The organism is Bacillus sp. BB51/4 (genome assembly GCF_008368845.1).
Classification (GTDB): domain Bacteria; phylum Bacillota; class Bacilli; order Bacillales; family Bacillaceae_G; genus Bacillus_A; species Bacillus_A wiedmannii.
Window position 1 is genome coordinate 52,885 of record NZ_QOSC01000009.1, and the last position, 21,043, is coordinate 73,927.

Consider the following 21,043-nt stretch of genomic DNA (forward strand, 5'->3'; position numbering starts at 1 on the left):
GACAACCGCACATTTATGTGCGATTGTCCTTTTTCTTTATATTAACTTCCCATCTCTAAGCGTCAATATACGATCACATACATCAAGCATTCTTTCATCATGCGTAATCATAATGGCTGCTTTTTGACTTTCTTTCACTTCACGTTTCATCATTTCTACAACTTCACGTGCGCGTTTTGAGTCTAAGCTTGCCGTTGGTTCATCCGCTAATATTAAATCTGGGTTGTTCATGAACGCGCGAGCGATTGCTACCCTTTGTTTTTCTCCACCAGATAGTTGATTTGGATAATGATTTTTTCTTTCTCCTAATCCAAATGCTGCTAATAAGTGATCCGCGCGCTTTTCAGATTCTTGTTTGTTATCTTTTTTAAGCTTTGCAATGTAAAGCAATTGTTCTTTTACATTTAAGTATGGAACAAGATTTGCGAATTGGAAAATGAAACCGATTTTTTTCAAACGAATGTCTGTCATTTCCTTTTCTGATAACTTCGTAATATTTTGCTCACGAATGTAAATATCCCCTTTTGATGGTGATAATAAAGCACCCGCGATTGATAATAATGTACTTTTCCCTGATCCCGAAGGACCGACGATTCCGATAAACTCTCCAGCTTTCACATCAAGCGACATCGGATGAAGGGCTGTTACTTCCGTATTCCCTTCTCCGTACACTTTACTTACTTTGTCTAATTTTAATAATGAAGTCATTACATCCCGCCTCCAATTGCTTCTAATGCATCAACTTTTAATACTTGATATAACGAAATCAGTGTTCCTAAAATACTAATGACGATAAAGATTGCTGCATATTGTGCAATCATCGGTGTTGTTAATAAGAACGGCATACCTGCTGGTAAAATTTGTTCTAATCCTTGTACAAGAACAATGCTGATTACCATCGCCACAACTGATAAGAATAACGCCTGTACGACTAAGCTATTTGCTAAATAAGAGTTCTTTGTACCGATTGCTTTTAATACACCTAATTGCTGTGTTTTTTGCAGTGTAATGACGTAGAAGAATACACCGATTAGTAACGCAGCGATAACAAGTAAGAACGCAATAATCATCGTTAATGTTCCTTGCTCTTCTTTAAATCCTGGAATACTTTGTAATACTTCTTTTTTGTCGATAACATGTGCATTTTTAATATCTTTATCTGTATTCAGCGCAATTGCACTATAATCTTTTTGGTTTGGTTGTGAAATAGCACCCCATACGTCTTCATTTACATAAACGACTGGTGTATGGCTAAACATTTGATCTTTCGTAAATCCAACGATTTTAAATTCTTTCTTTGAAACAGGATCGATAATTGTATCTCCAATATCGATTCCTTTTTCTTTAATTGATTCATCAGCAACCATTTCGTTGTTTGCTGTACCTAATTTCTCACCTTTTACAATTTTCGGTTCTAAAAATGAATCGCGTTCACTTGAGAAAATAGCAACATCCACTTTTTTCGAACTGTCTTTCTTTTCATACGTTGAAACTTTCACACGAAACGGAACGGCCTCTTTCTCGCCTACTTGATTTACTACGTTATTTACATCGTCTTTCTTAATTTGTGAACGAAGTAATTTATTTTCCGCATCATCTGCTAAGACGAACTTATTTGCCTCCATATTTTGAATCGATGAAGCATTATCATATGATAATCCATTTGCTAATCCTGAAATAACAAGAACTAAAAATGATAATAACACCATAATCAGTCCGATTAATCCGTATCTTAATTTTGATTGTTTTAATTCACGCAGAGCTAAAAACATTTCGCTCGCTCCTTCCTCTTTCTTTCTATGCACTCATCATAAAAAAGAAATATGAACGGAATATGAACAGAAGATTACAGAGGATAAGATTAAATTTTCAGAAAGTATTGAAAATAATTTGAATCCTTGATACAATTCAGTAATAATATTGACCGAGTAATTTTATTTGAGGAGTTGATCATTTTGAAGCCCATGTTAACACTAACTACTTATAGCCAACTAAAAGCAATAAGCGATCCACTACGTGTCGAAATGATGATGCGTCTATGCGAACGACCTTATACAGGACAACTACTATCTGAAAAATTCGGCATTTCAAGGGCTAAAATTCATTATCATTTAAAAGAATTAGAGAAGAATGGTTTTATAGAAATTGTTTATACAGAAGAAAAGAATGGCATCGTTCAAAAGTTTTATCAATCTGTCGCTAGAGGTTTTACCCCTGCTGCTGAACTATTACCTCATTTAGAAATATTAAGTGAATCAGGTCACCAAATCTTTTTACAAATGACAGAAAGAACGAAAAGCCATATTCTCGCTGCACCAGAAGAAGCTTTTACATTACGAAAAGTAAGCGAAGATCCCGCTGAGTGGAATTACGTTTCGTCTTGCTGGGAGTTTGATGCAACGCCAGAACAATTTCAAGTATGGGTGAAAAAGTTTCATGAATTAATGGCTGAATTAAATGAGATTGCAAAAGACGCAGATAAAGATCCAAATAGTAAATCTTATTACATTTCTACTACTGCACTACAAATCGATGAACGAGCGATGCAGCGCTTTGTGAAAAAAGAAGAAAAATCGTAATACGATTTTTTTTACACTAACGGTCAAATTTATTTTACCGAATAATTTTTTTATAAAGGAGTAGATTAAATGGACATATTAAAAAACCGGAATTTCCTCTTATTATTTTTAGGGAGAATTTTTACAAACATAGGAGATAGCTTGTATTATGTAGCCGCGATGTGGCTCGTATACAAGCTGAGTGGTAATCCTTTTTATTCTGGATTAGCTGGTTTTCTTACGTTATTACCTTCTACACTTCAATTTCTTACCGGTCCATTCGTTGATAGATGGTCAATCAAAAACACCCTCGTCATCACACAAGTTTTGCAATGCATTCTTATTTTAATCATTCCTATTACACACTACTTCGATCTATTAACAGTTCAACTACTACTGATTATTATGCCCATCGTAGCCTTTATCGAACAATTCGCCTATCCCGCACAATCAAAAGCTTTACCACTTCTACTGCATAAAACACAATTATTAAAAGGAAATTCACTCTTTTCATTTGCGTATCAAGGCATTGATTTAATTTGCACGACGCTTTCTGGCATATTAGTAGCACTACTTGGCGCTATCACTTTATACGTAATCGACTCTTTTACATTCGCAATTACTGCCCTTTTGTTCTTTTCATTGAAAATGCCAAAGCAAGTAGAAACCAATACATCACTTTCAACTAAACAATATTTCTCTGATTTAAAAGAAGGTTTTTCGATCGTCTTCCGTTCATTAATAGGCGTATTCTTAATCGGTTCAGTAGTCGCTAATTTTTCAATTGGTATGACGATGGCGATACTCCCTTCTTTCGCTGATTCTTTAGGAGGCGTGAAATCATATGGCTTCTTCTTAGCCGCTATATCAGCCGGCAGTTTAATTGGAGCATTATTCAGTTCATGGGTTGGTAAACGCAATGTTGGCCACGTCTCTATTATTGGCTTTGCGACTGGCGCTATCTTTTGGTTTCTCTCTACCATTGTACCGTTTCAATGGCTATCTATTTTCTTATTCGGCCTAGCTTGGATTCCAATTGGTGCGACCAACATATTATTCGCGACAATTAGTCAAATTGTAATCCCAAATCAATATATCGGACGCATCAATACAGTCATAGGAAGTATGGGCAAAATTGCTATGCCGTTCGGTTCCTTAATTGGCGGATACACCGCAAATGTATTTAGTAGCCAACTCATTTTCGCACTCGCTAGCATCGGTATTTTCTTTATTTCTCTCGTATGGCTGCTTCATCCAAAATTACGAGCATTGCCGAAAGCTGATGAAATTACAGCGGATACTTTTGGGGTTCGGTTTAAAGTAGAGCGCGGGAAAGGTACGGCTTTATAGCAGGAACAAATTTAACCCCGTTCTAAATTGGGGACGGGGTTATAATTATTTAATTTTGAATGAAAAATCCTTCACTAAAAATATAACAATAGCACCCACTAAAACGTTCAATTATCGATTTGATGGCCAAGACCCCTGCATTTTCCTTAATTGAATAATTTGGCCTGTATGATAAGCATCATGAAGCATGATGTCTAGTAATTTCCCCTCTAATGAATTTTGTTCCAGCTCTTTTTCGGAAATTGCACTTAATACCTGCCTTAAATTACGCTGAGCATTTTCAGAACGTTCAACGACTTCCTTCCATTCTGTGTCATCATTAGATTGCTTAGTAAGATAAAAAGTGTCATTACCGTCAAGATTATGTGTCCATTCATGGCCTTCCAATTTTGCAGCAAGCCTCTCTTTGTAATAAATGAGATGATTAACGTTCTCCCAAATGGTATTCGTTGCCTCACCAGATGGTTTCCACATAGCCTGTTCGGCTGTAAGTCCTTCTATAGCATGTTTAAACGGTGCATACCAACTCTCTTTATCGAATGTTGAATCTAGTACGTTTAATAACAAGTCAATTCGTTTCAAAGTAATTTCCTCCCTAAATAGTTAAAGTCTCAATGAAATCCTTATAACTCTGTAGAGATTCTACATGTTTAAATAAACTTCCTCCTGAGCTCACTCCACAAACTCGTCCGATTATGTAATGAAAATGACTCACATCTTTTCACTTTACACGTATACTAGAAACCAAAAAAGAAGAGGCCCTTCCGAAGCAGCCTCTTCCATCTATTTCGGAAGCTCAACCTGAACGGTCGTCCCTTCCCCTTTCGTACTATACACTGAAACATTTCCATTATGCAGTTCCACAATCTTCTGCACAATCGATAATCCTAAACCACTACCTTCTACGTTTCTTGCTCTTGCTGTATCTACTTTGTAAAAACGTTCAAAAATACGATCCATTTCTTCTTGCTCCATACCGATTCCGTTATCTGATATAGAGATCATCACACTTGATTCTAATTCTTCTACAACAAATTCAATCGTTCCAGCATCATTTGAAAACTTAATGCTATTCGTAAAAATATTGCTCCATACTTGATGAAGTAAGTTTTCATCACCTTGTATTGTAATGTCCGGCACATCAAATTCCACAGCGATATCTTTTTCCCGCCATTTCCATTCGAGCATAAAAATGACGTCTTTAATTTGCTTCTGCAAATTGAATTCTTTTATTTGTAATACTTTCTCTTCTTTATCTAAAGAAGCGAGCGTAAGTAACTGTTTACATAAACTAGACATTCGCTTACTTTCACCCTCAATAATTCGTAAGTAATGATTTCTTTCTTCTTCACTCATCTTTTCTGATTGCAATGTTTTCGAAAAACCTTGTATAGAAGAAAGTGGCGATTGAAATTCATGCGAGACGTTCGAAACAAATTCTTGTCTCATTTCATCTAATTCTTTTATACTCTTCGTCATCTTCTGGAAGCTTGTAGATAACGTACCAATTTCATCTTTTCGTTTTACATCTAATTCAATTTCATATTTACCACTCGCAATTTTTTGCGTAGCCTTCGTAAATTTACGAATGGGACGAACGATGTAACCTGCTGCAATCGCAATAAAGATAATACTTAATAGTACGATAAATCCAAGTAATACCGCTAAGAAAATTCGCATCTCGCCAAATTGGTTCTGAATGTCGGGACGAATAAATAAAGCGTACTGTTTATCACCGTGTTGCACTGGTACACCGACACTATTTATTAATTCATTATCGAAAAATCCTGTAATAAATAAGCGCGTTGGATATGTGGAAACACCATTAAACGTTTCCCCTTGTAATACTTTATGAACTGTATCGTCGCTAATAGACGTCTTACGAAACGCATTTCCGATACGCTTTCCATTCTTTTGATCATCGACAATATAAATTTCATATCCTAATTTCGCAATAGAATATAAATACGTCTCTTTATTTTCTTCACTTTGCTTTTCATATAACGATTTAACTTCCTCAGCGTACTTTAAAATCTTTTCACTGTTATACGGTTTTAACTTCACTTGATAGTACACATTTGTTAATAAAAAACCGATAATACTACTAAGAAGCATAATCCCAACCGTCATAAATACAAATCTAGAGTATAGTGATTTCATTTTATTTCAACTCCAACTTATAACCGAGTCCGCGCACCGTTGTAATGTGAAAATCGTCTGTTCGTTTTGAGAAACGATCTCGTAGTCTCTTCACATGAACATCAACTGTTCGTTCATCTCCTTCAAAATCCATTCCCCATACTAATTCAATTAATTCTTCTCTTGAAAATGTTCTTCCAGGATAACTAGCAAGTTGTGATAATAACTCAAATTCCTTTAACGGAAGTAAAATCGTTTGACCGTTACACTTCACTTCAACACCTTTACGATCAATTGTCGTTCCGTGAAGTGTAATAATGTCAGCACTCAGCATTTGATAACGACGCAATAATGCTTTCATACGGAAAATGACTTCAGCTGGTTCAAATGGCTTTACAATATAATCGTCCGTACCAGAAATGAATCCTTTTTCTTTATCGACTAACTGATCCTTTGCTGTTAATAAAATAACAGGGATATCATGATACTTACGAATTTCTTCACATAACGTATAGCCATCAACGAACGGCATCATAATGTCTACTATCGCAAGATGAATGTTTTCCTTCTCTAATACTTCTTGCGCTACCTTCCCATCTTCCGCTTCAAAAACTTTAAACCCCTCTTTTTGTAAATGGTAATGTAGTAACTCTCTAATATGCTTATCATCATCAGCTAATAAAATATGTATCATCTTCATTAAACCCTCTCTCGTTCATCCTTCTACATCCTTACCTTAAGAAACAATTGGATTTTTTGCAAGAAAAAGAAAAACAAACCAACATTTTAAGATAAATAAAAAGAATCTATTTTGAAAAAAGATTATTCAAAATAGATTCTTACGTTTTAGTATTAAGATTATTTTAATGAAAAGTAATTTCTATGCTTTAGAAATATCAACGAATCCTTCTCCAAATACGTCACGAACATCGTGTATAGCGATGAACGCAGCCGGATCTGTAGTTTGAACAATCCGTTTTAGCTTCACTACTTCTTGCTTATTAATAACAACATAAAGAATTTCCTTCGGAGTTTTCGTGTAATAGCCATGACCTGAGTACACAGTAACCCCTCTGCCCATTAAGGTAGTTACCTTCCCGGCAATTTCATTCGGGTTATCAGAAATAATCGTAATGGCTTTCTTCGGATTTAAACCTTCAATTACAAACTCCATCACTTTCGTTGCTACATATAGCATAATAATTGTTATCATCAGTTTTTCTGCACCAATGATGAAATAAGATGAAAACGCAACAATTAAATCGAAGAACAGTAAACCATAGCTAATGCTCCATCCTAAATATTTATGCGTCATCCTTGCTAAGATAGTAGTACCTGCTGTTGTTCCGCCAACGCGAATAATAAGACCAATCCCGCATCCGATAAATATTCCACCGAAAATGGCATTTACGAGCATTTCATCAGAAGCAATCGTCCATCCTTCTGTTAAATGAAGAAATAGCGAGTTCGTAACTACAGCGATGATCGTATAAATTGTTGTGATCTTATTCAAAAATTTATAACCAGCTATTAACAATATCGCATTTAAAATTAAGTTAACTAAGCCTGGTGACCACTCAAATAAATAGTACGTAATAATCGTGATACCTGTTACCCCGCCCTCACCAAACTCGTTCGGAATAACAAACAAATTGACACCTAACGCAAAAAGAAATGCACCGATAATAATAAAAATAATGTCTGTCGTTCTTTTTTTCATACAGTACCTCACTTCTTATGTAAATATTTATTCTGTCATAAACTCTCACTATTATATCGTGGAATATTCAAATCGAACAGTGGTTTATTTTTATTTTAATATAGGATGATAAAACAACTTTATCCTATATCCACATGTAATTTAAAAAGTAAAACAACTGTATTTATTATGTACCACAAGTAAAGTTTTGATTTCACATGCAGTTGATGCTAAAAAAATGAATATGAACACTCACTCGCACAAACTTCGAATACAAAGCAAATAGGCGAAGCTATAGAATAGACTTCGCATCAAACATTTGATCCCAGAGATTTATATTCATACATTCCAGAAATAAATTTACTTATCTTTCTCCATATATTCTTTAATCTTTCGTTCTTCCCACTCTTTTCCGAATATCCCAACTGGAAAAGTTGTCAAACCATGTATAACGATACCGATCCCCCAACCTCCAAGTGGATATAAAAACCATAATTTACTTGAATCAGAGCTTATATTTATGAAAAAAAGCATTAAGTTAACTAGTATATACACCGTTAAATGAATATAAAACGCTTTTAAATTCTCCACCCTTTTTTTAGCTCGTAAATAATTCTCATCTCGCTCCATATATAAACACCTCTTTCATTATTGTATTTTTTAAATTCGCTCCGATTTAAACATCATATTCAAATCGGAAATCCCTTATTCTCAATAAAATACAAAACAAAAAAGTACCCATCAAATAATCATACACATGATCATTTGATGGATACTGCATGATACATTTGTTATTTACAGAAGTCTAATTAAGACCAAATCCAAACATCATCATTATTTTCAGCGTTGCTCTTTACCTCATGAACCTTTTCAATGTTGTCCGTTGTGTTCCAGTTAATAGAACTTCCGCCCCATCCTACATACTTCATATCAACTTTCACTTTCTCACCCGTTTTAAACACTTGCCCCTTTGTTAAGAAAACATCAATAATAACTTTCTTCCCGTTTAGCGATGGATATTCAACTACGACATATGTAGTAGCACCGTCTCCCTCATCTTCCATCGTTCCTATTTTTGATACTTCACCAATTACATAATCAGGAGAACCGTCTTCTTTCATATGCATGCCCAACTTGTTTGTTGTATTTTCAACTGCAGTTGCAACCATATATTCTGTAAAATTACGCATCATAGATCCAGTAGCTTTAACCTCATCCCCTACTTTCACATTTGAAAGGGTATCTATATACACACTTACAGGCTCCTCATATTGCTTAGATTTTACAACAATTACACCGTTATCTACTTCTACCACTCGTCCTTCTAATGTTGAGAAATTCGATTCAATAGAAGCAGCACTCGCTTTTGTTAGTTCTAACCCTGGTAAATTCGTTCCTGATAATGCTGCGATCCCTAAAGCACCTGCTAAAATTATTTTTTTCATACCCATATGTAACCTCTCCATTCATGATGATTTTATTTTTTGATTGGATACGACCAACCTGTAACTATTATAGTTACAGGTTGTAGAAAATAGCAACCATCTTTCTTATGCAATGTTGCATACTGTAACTTTTAAATATGCAGCAAGAGGACTAAATTCTCGAATTATAATAGTTAATTTAATTCAAAGCTAAAATAACCTTATGGGCACGGTATAAAGAAATTAAGAGCCGCTTTCGGTCCTAAAGTTAGCGAATAGCTTTATAAAAACTCAATCAAAATCTATTCAACGAATTGAAAAATGAACCATGTCGAATTTTATTTTCATAAAATTCAAATTTCAAGGAGGTTTTACAAAATATTACACAGAATTATTCGTATATCGTAATATAATTGGTAATTTTTTACGATTTATTTCATTTTATCTACCACGTTTAGACAAAATGGAAAACCATAGCAAAAGGAGAGATATAGATTGAAAAGAAAAATTAGTACAGCTGTTGTAGGTTTATCGGTATTCAGCTTTGGTCTTTTTGGTGTAAATATTGGGGATGGCGGCGTTGTAAAAGCGGAGCATGGCGATGTTCCTGCTCCTAAACTAGAGAGCCATGCTGATTTCCCTGCCCCAAAATTAGAGGGACATGGGGATTTCCCTGCTCCTAAACTAGAGAGCCATGCTGATCTTCCTGCCCCGAAATTAGAGGGACATGGGGATCTTCCTACTCCTAAATTAGATTCACATGGAGATTCATGGGCTCCTGCTTATGATCATGGAAGACCTCCTATTTCATCATATAATAAAGGGGATACTTGGGCTCCTGCTTTCAATATTGGCGATACTCCTGTTCCAAAACTTGAGGGGCACGAACATTTCCCTGCTCCAAAACTAGAAGCTCACGGTGAAACTATTTAACACCCCCCCCTAGCTATATAACTAGGGGGGTTATCTTTTCATCCTATTCAGACCTCATGCATACTTTCTCAACTTTTATTTTAGTACTGTGCATGTGACATCATTTTATTAAGATTCTATAGTTAATTATGATCCCTTTCCCCCAAAAAACATGGAAAACACTATAAAAACACAAGGATTGACAGGTTTTACAAGCTTTGAAAATTCAGAATATTGTTTATCAAGAAAAAATTCCATATAATTACTTTTTAATATGTTACCATTATAGTTACAATTATATAGAAAAATATACAAGGGGGCTAATATGAACATTTCATTAACGGGACATACGTATACAACAAAGCATTTAGAAGCTTGGTACCATGCAATCTTAACGCAAAACGTTAAGGAAGCACAAATTCAGTTTCAAGAAGCTAAAAAAGAACATGAAGAAATGCTTTTGAAAGAAACAGAAACATTTCCACTTTATCACTTATATTACGCATTACTCCAGTTCCGACATACAGCTCTGACAGATGGACTATCAATCACGAAAGATAGTTTTCAATTCATAGAAGACCAAGAAAAACCAGAAGATAAACATTTATCTTATCTATATCATTATTATAAAGCGATTCATTTTGCAGCAATTAATCATTATCAAGAAGCAGAAGAATATTTCTTAAAAGCACAAGCACTTTTATCCGGACACAGTCAAATTGAACAAGCTGATTTCTATTACCGATACGCTGCTTATCATTGTCACCAACAACAACCAAGTTTTGCGATTGTAAATGCTTCTAAAGCATTAGAATTTTTTGAAACGCAACACGGATGTGAAAGAAATATTTCATCCTGTTTAAGTGTACTTGGTGCTTCTTATGTAGACGTAGGACATTTTGAACAAGCTGAGGAAAGCTATAACAAAGCGTTAGATATTCTCCAAAAATTAAATGAAGAATCATTACAACTGTATGTGCGCGGTAATCTAGGTCATCTATATGCTAGCCAGAATCTTTCTGAAGAAGCGATTCGTCACTTGACACAAGTTGTTGAAAAAATCCCATCTCACTACAAAGCTATATTCTTACTTGCACAAGAACATGAAAAATTAGGACTTATCGACAAAGCAAACCACTACATTAAAATAGGGAAACAACTTATTTCTGAACTTGGTAATGAAGAGCACAAACATCACTTTGCTATATTAGAAGCTTTCACGAATCAAACTGAATTAGACAAAATTGAACCGATTGTTTTAGAAGGAATTGAATACTTCAATAAAGAATCTTTATATATCTATGTTTCTGAGTATCTTGAAAAACTAGCTCTTGCGTTTTATAACAAACAACAACATGAAAAAGCAAGTTTATACTTCTTTAATAGTACAATAGCAAAAAAATCAAATGAAAGAGGGTTAAAGAAATGAAAAAAACAATTGGTAAAATCGCTTTAGGTATTGCATTTACGGGTATTGCTGCATTTGGCTTAAACGCAGGTTTCACAAATCAAGCTGGACATACTCACTTCCCGTCTCCACCAGCTCCTTCTTTTTCTGAGGGCCATACTGGCGGCGCTCCTGCATTAAACATCGGTGACACTGGTGGGGCTCCTAAACAAGAAGGGCATGAACATTTCCCTGCTCCAAAAGTTGAATCTCATGGCAATACTAGCGGCGCTCCTGCTAATTCTGAGCATGGTACAGGTTGGTAAGTTAACAAAATTAAAAATAATTTAGATTACGTTCCTATATGTTTACAAGAAAACTATTCGATGTTATGTGGTTTTCAAGTCTAAAAAATACACCTAGTAATTAGGTGTATTTTTATTTTACCTCTCTATCTAATAATTAAAGAATACTCCCCTAAAAATCCCAACAAAAAAACCGAAGAAACTACCTATACCTCAGACACTTAAAGTACTACGAACGTTGCGATTTTTAGTGACACTCCGTATCCAATCTCACTTTCATCCCAAGTGTGCCTAAAGGCGATAGCTTTCTTATTCAGGAAAAGCTGTAACCTCTCCATTCATGATGATTATATTTTTTGATTGGTTACGACCAACCTGCAACCAATATAGTTACAATTAGTGAAAAATAGCAACCATCTTTCTTATGCAATGTTGCATACTGTACTTTTTAATATAAATCGATTATTCCTATATTCAACACTACTGCTAAATTCTTGCATATCAGCAGGTAAACGGATTGATGATGAAGAAACTAATGTCATGCATCATGTTTTTTCAATGATACAGTTTGTATAATCGTAGTCCATTACATTATGTAGGAGCGGAGTTAACATGTTAATAAAACCAAAGAGGTTACAAGCAGGAGATATCGTGGCGACAGTAAGCCCTTCATGGGGCGGTGCAGGTGATTCTGAAATAAGATGGCGATATGAGCAAGGAGTAAAAAGATTAGAAGAAGTTTTTGGTCTTACGGTTATTCCCATGCCAAATAGCTTAAAAGGTAGCGAATACCTTTATAACAACCCAGAGGCTCGTGCGGAAGATTTAATGACAGCATTTAAAGATACGCGCGTGAAAGCAATTATTGCGAATATTGGCGGTGAAGATAGCATTCGCTTACTTCCCTATATAGATTTTAATGTGATACGTGAAAACCCGAAAATTTTTATGGGATACTCTGACGTTACTATTTCACATTTATTTTGCCATAAAGCAGGGCTTTCCTCTTTATACGGTCCAGCAATTTTGACCGACTTTGCCGAAAATGTAGAGATGGATCGATATACAGTTGAAATGGTAAATCGAACTCTCTTTTCCAATGAAACGATTGGCGAGATTCAACCAGCTCATGAATGGACGAGTGAGCGTTTAGAATGGATAGAGGTAAATAAAGATAAAAGGCGTACGATGCAACAAAACAATGGATATGAACTACTTCAGGGCTCTACCACTGTACAAGGGCGTTTAATTGGTGGATGTATAGAAGTATTGGAATTTGCAAAAGGAACGGAGATTTGGCCTGAGAAAAAACATTGGGAGGATAGCATTCTCTTCTTTGAAACTTCTGAAGATCATCCAGAACCAAGTTATATAAAGTATTGGTTACGAAATTATGCAGCGCAAGGCATTCTGCAAAAAGCAAAAGGGATCATCTTCGGTAAACCGAAAGACGAAACATATTATGAAGAATATAAACATGAAATACTTACAGTTATGAAGGAACACCATTTAGAAGATTTGCCGATTCTTTATAATTTAAATTTTGGCCATACTGAACCGAAGTTTATTTTACCTTACGGTGCAATGGCAGAAATTGATTGTGAAAATGGGTCTTTCTCTATTTTAGAGAGTGGCGTGGAATAAAGGGGAACTTTAAATAAGTATCTAATTGGAGGGAGATTACGTTTATGGAAGTAACATTTACAGTAAGTAAATGGGATGAAAAACTAATCGATGATACTAGAAAAGATTTCCCTATCAATATTGCCCATGTTGAATATGATATTGATGGTGAATTAAAAGGAAAAGCTTTTGTTGAATACTTGTTATATTATTTAGACTCAAATATAAATGATGGTCACTTGGCTACTGCTAAAATTTCTGGATTTTTACACTTTGAAGGAATTTATAAGGGGCAACAAGGGACATTTACAGCTATAGAGCAAGGAATATTTGATAAAGGAAATCTAGATTCCCCAGGAACAATTATTAAAGCTACTGGTAACTTAGAAAATCTGAGAGGATCCTATCATTATCAGTTTACAGGTCAAACTAGTAAACTAATTTTAGAGTTTGAATTTTAACAAAATACCTTACATTTTAGCGGAAAGGACATTTCTTGTAATACTAGGAATGTCCTTTTTGTTGACGAGCTTATTCAACTATTTCCTAATAGTTAAGAAAAGAACAGAGTATATTACATAAAATTTTCGTTCTGAGAGGAATTAAAACTCTAAGTCTGAGAGGCATGAAGCCCCCACCTATTCATTACTTTTCCTACTAACTAAAGAATAATCCCAGAAAAACTCCCCTTCATTACTTCTTTTTCAATTTGATTTATACAAGTAAACATCGCAATAATTTTTGTTCGATTTTTTTCATCGGGCTCAAATTGTTCAATGGTTACGTCACAACGAATTGTATCACCGCTAAAAACAGGACGTAAAAATTCAAAATCCATCTTGCGAGCTAGTACGTTATAATCACCGCCAATTTTTGTAGGCAGCGTTGATGTTAACAGCCCTTGTACAACAAATCTCCCCTGCTCATCTGGAGTAACATGATGAACACCTTCATCTTTCGATACTTCCGTAAATAAAACAACATCCTCTTTCGTAAAAGTTCGCTCAAAGGTGATTTTTTCGCCTACTTGCAATTTCATCTATACCCCTCCTCAAAAACACTTTTAACATAAGAAAAACCGAAACTATAATCATTTCGGTTTTTCAATCTAAAGAAGTCTATATTTACTTTAAAGAATGTACAAACAACCCACTACGCAGTTTCGGTTCAAACCACGTTGATTTTGGTGGCATAACTTCTCCGGCGTCTGCGATTGCTAATAAAGCTTCCATTGATGTCGGATATAATGAAAACGCTGCTTTATATTCACCGCTATTTACAAGGTGTTCTAGTTCTTCTAATCCGCGGATTCCTCCGACAAAATCGATGCGTGAATCAGATCGCGGATCGTGTATTTCAAGTACTTGGCTTAATAAATGATCTTGCAGGATAGATACATCTAATCCTTTCACAAGATCGTTCGCATCAAACGTTTCCTCTTTCACTGTAAGCTTATACCACTTCTCATTTACATACATTCCAAAAGTTTTTGGCTCATTTGGTTTATACGGAGAAACAGCTGCTTCTTCTACATAAAAGTATTGCGTGATTTGCTTTAAAAACTGATCTTCTGATAAGCCGTTTAAGTCTTTTACAATTCGGTTATAGTCCCAAATGGATAATTCATCGTGAGGGAATAAAACCGATAAGAAGAAATTAAACTCCTCTTCTCCTGTGTAATTTGGATATTGTTCTCTTCGCATTAGCCCTACTTTTGCCGCTGATGCTGAGCGGTGATGTCCATCTGCAATGTAAAGACTAGGAATATCTTCAAATGCGTTTACTAAAGTAGCAATTACATCCTCATCAACTATTTTCCAAGCAACATGCTCCACGCCGTCTTCTGCTGTAAATGTATAGATTGGCGCATGCTCTTCTTTCCAGCTGGCGATGAAACGTTTCACTTCTTCTTTTGCATGATACGTTAAAAAGATAGGACCTGTATTTGCGTCACACACATCTACGTGACGAATGCGATCTAGTTCTTTTTCATGACGCGTTCTTTCATGTTTTTTAATTGTATCATCTTCATACTCATCGATAGATGTACAAACGACAAGACCTGACTGCGTTCTTCCTTGCATCGTCAATTCATAAATGTATAGCGCTGGCTCTTCATCTTGTATGAATACTTCTTCTCGTATAAATCGATTTAAATTTTCACCCGCTTTTTCATATACACGATCATCGTACGGTGAAAGTGCTGGGTCTAAATCAATTTCTGCTTTATCAACGTGTAAGAAAGAATACGGATTTCCTTTTACAACTTCTCTTGCCTCTTCACTATTTAATACGTCATACGGTAAAGCTGCAACTTCCGCTGCTTTTTCTTCTACTGGACGAATGGCCCGAAACGGTCGGATTTTTGCCAAGTTTTCCTCTCTCCTTTACACAATCATTCGAACGGCTACAACACCTGTAATTTTGCTTATATTTTCCACAATGTTCTCTTTTATTATATCATCAATTCCGTTATCAATATCAATCATTGTATACGCCCAAGAATGTTTACTACGATTAATCATATCCGCAATATTAATATGATGTTCTGCTAAACATCCTGTAATTTGTCCTACCATGTTCGGAACGTTTTGATGCATGATTGTAATACGTTTCTTTCCGATATAAGGGAGTTCAACGTTTGGATAGTTTACTGAATTACGAATATTTCCTGTCTCTAAATATTCACGTAATTGGCGCGCTGCCATGATTGCACAATTTTCTTCTGATTCAGATGTAGATGCACCAAGGTGAGGCGTCGCTGTTACATTTTTCATCTTTATCACATTTTCATTCGGGAAGTCTGTTACGTAATGCGTAATAACATCTTCTTCTAACGCTTTTTGAAGAACATTTTCATCTACAAGTTCTCCTCTAGAGAAATTGAATAAACGCATACCTTTTTTCATCTTCTCTACAGCGTGTTCACCAATAATTCCCTTCGTTTGATTCGTAAGAGGAATATGAAGTGTAATATAATCACATGTTGCGAAAATTTCATCTAAACTAAATGCTCTTTGCACATGTGTAGAAAGACGCCATGCAGTTTCAACTGAAATGTAAGGATCGTATCCGACAACGTCCATCCCTAAAGCTAACGCATCGTTCGCAACTAAAGCACCGATTGCGCCAAGGCCAATTACACCTAGACGTTTCCCTGCAATTTCTGATCCAACGAATTGTTTTTTTCCTGACTCAACAAGCTGCGGTACTTCTTCACCCTCTAAATTTTTCGTCCAGCTTACTCCATTAATAATGTTACGTGAAGACATAATAAGGCTGGCGATAATGAGTTCCTTTACTGCATTGGCATTAGCTCCTGGCGTATTAAATACGACAATCCCTTTTTCTGTACATCGCTCGACAGGAATATTATTTACACCAGCACCAGCTCTTGCAATCGCCTTTAAGTCTTTTGAAAATTCTTCTTGATGTAAAGAATAGCTGCGAAGTAAAATACCGTCTGGGTGATCCATTCTATCCCCTACTTCATAACGCTCTCCATCAAGGACTTGCAAACCCTTTTCCGCAATTTGATTTAACGTTTGAACACGAAACATAACCCCATCTCCCTATCTATTCTCAAGTTCAAATTCCTTCATATAATTTACTAATTGCTGTACACCGTGTACTGGCATCGCATTGTAAATACTTGCACGCATACCACCGACTGAGCGATGTCCTTTTAGCGTAACAAGGCCGCATTCTTTCGCCTTTTGTAAAAACTCATTGTTCAGCTCTTCTGACGGTGTTGTAAACGGAATATTCATAAGTGATCGATACGTAGGATCAACTGGTGAAGTAAACAATTTTGATTCATCTAAGAAATTGTAAAGAAGTGAAGATTTCATTCTATTCTGTTCTTCAATCGCAGATACCCCGCCTTGCTCTTTCAACCACTCTAGTACAAGTTTCGTTACGTAAATACTAAAGGATGGCGGTGTATTATATAAGGAGTTATTTTTGCTGTAAGTTTCATAGTTTAACATCGTAGGACAAGAGCGATCTGCTCCCCCAATTAAATCTCTTTTTATAATAGCAATCGTTAAGCCCGCTGGCCCTAAATTCTTTTGCGCTCCCGCATATATAAGACCAAACTTCGTAACATCATATTGTTCTGATAAAATATTTGAGGACATATCCGCAACGAGCGGTACTCTATCTAAACGCGGAATGTCCACATATTTCGTACCCTCAATTGTATTGTTCGTTGTAATATGTACATAATCTAGTTTTTCATCGCTTCGTAAACCATTCAGTTTAGGAATTGTCGTAAACTTCTCATTTTCAGAAGAAGCAAGCACTTGTACTTCCCCTATTTTTTCAGCTTCTTGCATCGCCTTTTTAGACCATGAGCCAGTTAATACGTACCCTGCTTTTTTGTACGTATTCATTACATTTAACGGTATCATAGAGAATTGTAATGACGCACCACCTTGTAAAAACAGTACTTCATACTCATCAGGAATGTTCATTAATTCACGAATTAGGCTACTCGCTTCATCTATAATACTTTGAAAATAAGAAGATCGATGACTCATTTCCATAATAGACATGCCTGTCCCGTTATAATTTACAAGCTCCTTTTGCACTTTCTCTAAAACTGGCAAAGGGAGTATTGATGGTCCAGCTGAAAAATTATATACTCTCTCCATCACCCTAATAACCTCCCTCTTTCTCATTCTTATTATTTTTTAAACTTTCTGAATTATAACCCGAAATATAATATACGGTCAATTTGTTTTCTATTATTACGGCGCAAGAAGCAATGGAATCGCTTGCATGTGCAAATACTTTTTTCATAAACATACAAAAAAGTGTTAAGTACATAATCGTACTTAACACTCTAGTAATAAAAGAATAATAGCTAATTGTTCGTAAAGAACCGATCAAAAATTTGATAAATAGCAGAAAGACCAAAGAGCCAATAAATAGTGTCCACAAGCGCCGGCATAGAACCAAACCATTTCTCAACTACATTGTAATCTAACGCCACAAATAACCAATTCAAACCGCCAAGAATCACCAAAATTACTGTAAGGTAAGACAAAAATTTCATTATGATTGCCCCCTAGGTGATAAGATGGTGAAAGGCCTTTCACTAGAAATATATGTGGTGAAATTCAAAACTTACCTATTTAATAAAAATTATTTTTGGTACCAGCCATTAATAACCGTTTCGGCTTCTTTACTATGTATTTGATACGCATGTGTACTATCATTAGAGCCAATAAACCAAATTGAAAAACCTTTAAAATACGGTTTCGGTTCTAATACATCACGGTAAGCGCGCCATCCGTTTAATTGTACGTCTTTTGAAAACACATTTGAAACATCTGGATTCCACGGATTTTGTAGTCCAAGTTCACGCGCTGGAACGTTAAACCCACCAAAATAAACTGGCTTTCCTGTTGCTTTATGTAATTGTTCCAATTGCTGAACAACGTTTTGCCCACGATTATATACTGTCGTCGCATATAAACTTTTCTTCACTTCTTCGTATGTTGGATTTCTATTTCCTGAAACTTCAAACCAACTATCGATACTAACAATGTCTACCTTCTTTAAATACGGACGGTTTATTTTCTCTACAAACTTCGCTTCATGAGATGGATCCCAATTTGCTGTTAACCACCAATTCATTTGATACAAAATATTTCCTTTATACTGCTGACGAACGAAATCAATCGTATCGCTCCAATATCCTTCTGCATATTCCATATTCACGAAATTAGAAGCAATCTTGAGCCCGTACACATTGTATTTACTTGTAATGGAATGAAAGATGTCTTGTAGAATTACCGTTTTCCAATTCCAGAAGAAATCATTAATATTACTTGGATTCCATTCCGTTTCCCCAACATTTCCTTGCTGAATATATGGGAACGGTTCCACAATAACTTGAATATTACGCTTTAATAATTCTTGAATTAAAATAATCGCCTGTTGCTTTTGCTCTTGATTAATTACCATGTTCGTAGAAGTCACGTTCGGAATATCTACCTGAATCGGTACATTTACTGTATTTAAATTTAAGCGCTCTACATCAGCTAACACTTTCGCCACATTTCCAACTTCCCATACCGTTACGTTTCCTGATTTTATTTTTCCAGATTGAACAGTATTTACATCTGCCTGTACATTTACTTGAAAACAAAAAGAAAGCAACATAATAAACACTCCTAAAAAACTTATTAAACTCTTATTTTTCTTCACAACTTTCCCCCTATAATTTTTGGCATTCTTGCTTATTCTATACAATGTTTCACATATATTCCATAAAAAAAAGGGGGGGATTTTCATCCATAAAAATGCTATTCATCCTTTATTCAACCCTTATTCATACTAACCTCCTAAAAATAGTAAGGTAAATAAAAAAGGAGCGTATTTCCGCTCCTTTTTTTCCCTTATATGATTGAATTTATTGACTTCCTTCAGGTAACTTAATTGGATCAAATTTATCATATGAATCAATTTTTATGCTCACAACTGTATCCAATTTTTCTTTATCCTCACTAGATTTCTTATCTGTATTACGTTCACTCAGTTTTATAGCTGTGCGCATCTCTTCAAATTTATAATCTTTTGTTATGATATATTCAACAGTTAACGCATCCATATTAAATCCTTCCGTTAATTTTTTCATATCTCCATTAATTTTCTGTAATGTATCTACTGCTTCTTTCCCCTTTAAGTCAAGTGTAAGTTTATATGTATCTCCATCCTTCTTTGCTTTCATTTTTTTAGCTAAAGCTTCCGGTAAATCTAACTCATTAAGTAAATTTTTACTTACCATTACGTCATCAACATTAAATTGATCATTTGGTATCGTAACTAACTCTCCTGTATTAGGATCTTTCACTTGAACAGCGACCTTTCCATCTACTTCGTACGTTATAATATCTGTTCCACTTATTTTCATTTCTGCTCTAGAATTCTTTCGTTTCGGCTCCATTTGAATGTTCATTTTAATCTCTTCTGATTGGCTGTTCCCCTTCATTGACATAAGAGACGTTAATGTGAGAAATTCCTCTTGTTTTAATTTATCACCTGCTTTTTTAAAAATATCTTTCGCTACTAATTCTTTTTCTTTTTGTACAGATACTGGTTTTGTAACATTCGTTTTCTCACTACTACAACCACTTGTCAAACCTACTATTAACGCCAAACTAGATGCTATAATCATTTTCTTCATAATGATCCTCCCCATTCCCTCTTAAAAATAATTACACTTCGTATATAGTAAATGAAATGAATTAATACAAAAACAGATACCATACTTATTTAACTTCTAAACTAAACCAGTTATTCAATCCATATATTAACGTAACTAATGCTCCTATAACACCAAAAACAACAATATTTATACCAATTGACGAACCAAATAAAACAGCCATCATTGACACCACCAGTAATAGCATGGCAATACTATTTATCTTAATTTCTACTACATCGCCATCCTTTACTTTCTTTTCTTTACTTCCAAAAAAGAATTGTTTCACTTTTATATTTGCTTCATCTAACTCGCAAGGAAGCGTATATTCTTCGTTATTTTCAAGTTTCATTACTACTTCATTATCTACCTTTACAGCGACTCTTGCTGCTCCTCCCATCATTCCTGTTGTCCTTACAACTTTAATACTCAT

The 21,043-nt window shown here is 35.2% G+C and carries 23 protein-coding genes; 7 read left to right on the top strand and 16 right to left on the bottom strand.

Annotation, left to right across the window (positions count from 1 at the left end):
- Positions 1–36: 36 nt before the first annotated feature.
- Together DN392_RS11310 and DN392_RS11315 are read right to left on the bottom strand one after the other, a co-directional pair.
- Positions 37–708: an ABC transporter ATP-binding protein gene (locus DN392_RS11310; protein WP_064449276.1), complete on the bottom strand. Its 672-nt coding sequence runs from the start codon at positions 706–708 to the stop codon at positions 37–39.
- Complete coding sequence (locus DN392_RS11315; RefSeq protein ID WP_064449277.1) at positions 708–1,772, bottom strand: ABC transporter permease; 1,065 nt, start codon at positions 1,770–1,772, stop codon at positions 708–710. The genes DN392_RS11310 and DN392_RS11315 overlap by 1 nt, the downstream gene beginning before the upstream one ends.
- 183 nt (positions 1,773–1,955) lie before the next feature.
- Here DN392_RS11315 and DN392_RS11320 point away from each other — a divergent pair, with 183 nt between their 5' ends.
- A complete protein-coding gene (locus tag DN392_RS11320) occupies positions 1,956–2,579 on the top strand; it encodes an ArsR/SmtB family transcription factor (RefSeq protein WP_088321384.1) in 624 nt (207 codons plus the stop codon).
- A 69-nt stretch (positions 2,580–2,648) separates the two neighbouring features.
- A complete protein-coding gene (locus DN392_RS11325; protein WP_048566078.1) occupies positions 2,649–3,908 on the top strand; it encodes an MFS transporter in 1,260 nt (419 codons plus the stop codon).
- A gap of 111 nt (positions 3,909–4,019) precedes the next feature.
- Here the strand turns inward: DN392_RS11325 and DN392_RS11330 are convergent, their stop codons facing one another.
- From DN392_RS11330 to DN392_RS11355, 6 genes are all read right to left on the bottom strand, one after another.
- Entirely contained in the window at positions 4,020–4,490 is a 471-nt protein-coding gene (locus tag DN392_RS11330; protein WP_000821003.1) for a DinB family protein, read from the bottom strand.
- Between the two features lie 201 nt (positions 4,491–4,691).
- Positions 4,692–6,068, bottom strand: a complete 1,377-nt coding sequence (locus DN392_RS11335) for a sensor histidine kinase (RefSeq protein ID WP_064449278.1) — start codon at positions 6,066–6,068, stop codon at positions 4,692–4,694.
- 1 nt (position 6,069) lies between these two features.
- Entirely contained in the window at positions 6,070–6,747 is a 678-nt protein-coding gene (locus DN392_RS11340) for a response regulator transcription factor (RefSeq protein ID WP_000781965.1), read from the bottom strand.
- A gap of 180 nt (positions 6,748–6,927) precedes the next feature.
- The gene (locus tag DN392_RS11345; protein ID WP_000747488.1) at positions 6,928–7,767 is read right to left on the bottom strand and encodes a YitT family protein; all 840 of its coding nucleotides are present in this window, start codon (positions 7,765–7,767) and stop codon (positions 6,928–6,930) included.
- Positions 7,768–8,106: 339 nt separating this feature from the next.
- Positions 8,107–8,376, bottom strand: coding sequence for a 2TM domain-containing protein (locus DN392_RS11350; RefSeq protein WP_000438995.1), 270 nt, complete (start codon positions 8,374–8,376; stop codon positions 8,107–8,109).
- Between the two features lie 179 nt (positions 8,377–8,555).
- Entirely contained in the window at positions 8,556–9,197 is a 642-nt protein-coding gene (locus DN392_RS11355) for an ATP F0F1 synthase subunit alpha (RefSeq protein ID WP_048566075.1), read from the bottom strand.
- 468 nt (positions 9,198–9,665) lie between these two features.
- Between DN392_RS11355 and DN392_RS11360 the strand changes: the two genes are divergently transcribed.
- The 5 genes from DN392_RS11360 to DN392_RS11380 all read left to right on the top strand — a co-directional run bounded on the left by DN392_RS11360 (position 9,666) and on the right by DN392_RS11380 (position 13,858).
- Positions 9,666–10,103, top strand: coding sequence for a hypothetical protein (locus DN392_RS11360; RefSeq protein WP_064449279.1), 438 nt, complete (start codon positions 9,666–9,668; stop codon positions 10,101–10,103).
- A gap of 304 nt (positions 10,104–10,407) precedes the next feature.
- Positions 10,408–11,511, top strand: coding sequence for a tetratricopeptide repeat protein (locus DN392_RS11365; protein ID WP_001027129.1), 1,104 nt, complete (start codon positions 10,408–10,410; stop codon positions 11,509–11,511).
- Positions 11,508–11,795 carry a hypothetical protein gene (locus tag DN392_RS11370; protein ID WP_071743063.1) on the top strand — a complete coding sequence of 96 codons (288 nt, stop codon included), beginning with the start codon at positions 11,508–11,510 and terminating at the stop codon, positions 11,793–11,795. Before DN392_RS11365 ends, DN392_RS11370 begins: the two co-directional genes overlap by 4 nt.
- Positions 11,796–12,386: 591 nt before the next feature.
- Positions 12,387–13,418 carry a S66 family peptidase gene (locus DN392_RS11375; protein ID WP_048566073.1) on the top strand — a complete coding sequence of 344 codons (1,032 nt, stop codon included), beginning with the start codon at positions 12,387–12,389 and terminating at the stop codon, positions 13,416–13,418.
- A 44-nt stretch (positions 13,419–13,462) separates the two neighbouring features.
- On the top strand, positions 13,463–13,858 hold the full coding sequence (locus DN392_RS11380) for a DUF3224 domain-containing protein (RefSeq protein ID WP_000454078.1): 396 nt from the start codon (positions 13,463–13,465) through the stop codon (positions 13,856–13,858).
- A 200-nt stretch (positions 13,859–14,058) separates the two neighbouring features.
- On the opposite strand, the gene DN392_RS11385 is transcribed toward DN392_RS11380, so the two are convergent.
- From DN392_RS11385 to DN392_RS11420, 8 genes are all read right to left on the bottom strand, one after another.
- Positions 14,059–14,436, bottom strand: coding sequence for a hotdog family protein (locus DN392_RS11385; protein WP_000776363.1), 378 nt, complete (start codon positions 14,434–14,436; stop codon positions 14,059–14,061).
- An 85-nt stretch (positions 14,437–14,521) separates the two neighbouring features.
- Positions 14,522–15,769: a DUF1015 domain-containing protein gene (locus DN392_RS11390; RefSeq protein ID WP_064057467.1), complete on the bottom strand. Its 1,248-nt coding sequence runs from the start codon at positions 15,767–15,769 to the stop codon at positions 14,522–14,524.
- Positions 15,770–15,784: 15 nt separating this feature from the next.
- On the bottom strand, positions 15,785–16,957 hold the full coding sequence (locus DN392_RS11395) for a 3-phosphoglycerate dehydrogenase family protein (RefSeq protein WP_064057466.1): 1,173 nt from the start codon (positions 16,955–16,957) through the stop codon (positions 15,785–15,787).
- A gap of 12 nt (positions 16,958–16,969) precedes the next feature.
- Entirely contained in the window at positions 16,970–18,052 is a 1,083-nt protein-coding gene (serC, locus tag DN392_RS11400) for a 3-phosphoserine/phosphohydroxythreonine transaminase (protein ID WP_064057550.1), read from the bottom strand.
- A gap of 212 nt (positions 18,053–18,264) precedes the next feature.
- Positions 18,265–18,456, bottom strand: a complete 192-nt coding sequence (locus DN392_RS11405) for a DUF378 domain-containing protein (protein ID WP_000670802.1) — start codon at positions 18,454–18,456, stop codon at positions 18,265–18,267.
- Between the two features lie 89 nt (positions 18,457–18,545).
- Positions 18,546–19,613, bottom strand: a complete 1,068-nt coding sequence (locus DN392_RS11410) for a glycoside hydrolase family 113 (protein WP_064459880.1) — start codon at positions 19,611–19,613, stop codon at positions 18,546–18,548.
- Between the two features lie 205 nt (positions 19,614–19,818).
- Positions 19,819–20,592 carry a DUF6612 family protein gene (locus DN392_RS11415; RefSeq protein ID WP_016087181.1) on the bottom strand — a complete coding sequence of 258 codons (774 nt, stop codon included), beginning with the start codon at positions 20,590–20,592 and terminating at the stop codon, positions 19,819–19,821.
- 85 nt (positions 20,593–20,677) lie between these two features.
- Complete coding sequence (locus DN392_RS11420) at positions 20,678–21,043, bottom strand: hypothetical protein (RefSeq protein WP_064449286.1); 366 nt, start codon at positions 21,041–21,043, stop codon at positions 20,678–20,680.

What these genes read in the sequence shown, in the direction of transcription:
- DN392_RS11345 (WP_000747488.1), bottom strand. Translation starts at nt 7,767, where the DNA reads ATGAAAAAAAGAACGACAGACATTATTTTTATTATTATCGGTGCATTT.
- DN392_RS11315 (WP_064449277.1), bottom strand. Translation starts at nt 1,772, where the DNA reads ATGTTTTTAGCTCTGCGTGAATTAAAACAATCAAAATTAAGATACGGA.
- DN392_RS11370 (WP_071743063.1), top strand. Translation starts at nt 11,508, where the DNA reads ATGAAAAAAACAATTGGTAAAATCGCTTTAGGTATTGCATTTACGGGT.
- DN392_RS11380 (WP_000454078.1), top strand. Translation starts at nt 13,463, where the DNA reads ATGGAAGTAACATTTACAGTAAGTAAATGGGATGAAAAACTAATCGAT.
- serC (WP_064057550.1), bottom strand. Translation starts at nt 18,052, where the DNA reads ATGGAGAGAGTATATAATTTTTCAGCTGGACCATCAATACTCCCTTTG.
- DN392_RS11365 (WP_001027129.1), top strand. Translation starts at nt 10,408, where the DNA reads ATGAACATTTCATTAACGGGACATACGTATACAACAAAGCATTTAGAA.
- DN392_RS11395 (WP_064057466.1), bottom strand. Translation starts at nt 16,957, where the DNA reads ATGTTTCGTGTTCAAACGTTAAATCAAATTGCGGAAAAGGGTTTGCAA.
- DN392_RS11420 (WP_064449286.1), bottom strand. Translation starts at nt 21,043, where the DNA reads ATGAGTATTAAAGTTGTAAGGACAACAGGAATGATGGGAGGAGCAGCA.
- DN392_RS11385 (WP_000776363.1), bottom strand. Translation starts at nt 14,436, where the DNA reads ATGAAATTGCAAGTAGGCGAAAAAATCACCTTTGAGCGAACTTTTACG.
- DN392_RS11335 (WP_064449278.1), bottom strand. Translation starts at nt 6,068, where the DNA reads ATGAAATCACTATACTCTAGATTTGTATTTATGACGGTTGGGATTATG.
- DN392_RS11350 (WP_000438995.1), bottom strand. Translation starts at nt 8,376, where the DNA reads ATGGAGCGAGATGAGAATTATTTACGAGCTAAAAAAAGGGTGGAGAAT.
- DN392_RS11355 (WP_048566075.1), bottom strand. Translation starts at nt 9,197, where the DNA reads ATGGGTATGAAAAAAATAATTTTAGCAGGTGCTTTAGGGATCGCAGCA.
- DN392_RS11310 (WP_064449276.1), bottom strand. Translation starts at nt 708, where the DNA reads ATGACTTCATTATTAAAATTAGACAAAGTAAGTAAAGTGTACGGAGAA.
- DN392_RS11340 (WP_000781965.1), bottom strand. Translation starts at nt 6,747, where the DNA reads ATGAAGATGATACATATTTTATTAGCTGATGATGATAAGCATATTAGA.
- DN392_RS11415 (WP_016087181.1), bottom strand. Translation starts at nt 20,592, where the DNA reads ATGAAGAAAATGATTATAGCATCTAGTTTGGCGTTAATAGTAGGTTTG.
- DN392_RS11375 (WP_048566073.1), top strand. Translation starts at nt 12,387, where the DNA reads ATGTTAATAAAACCAAAGAGGTTACAAGCAGGAGATATCGTGGCGACA.
- DN392_RS11405 (WP_000670802.1), bottom strand. Translation starts at nt 18,456, where the DNA reads ATGAAATTTTTGTCTTACCTTACAGTAATTTTGGTGATTCTTGGCGGT.
- DN392_RS11325 (WP_048566078.1), top strand. Translation starts at nt 2,649, where the DNA reads ATGGACATATTAAAAAACCGGAATTTCCTCTTATTATTTTTAGGGAGA.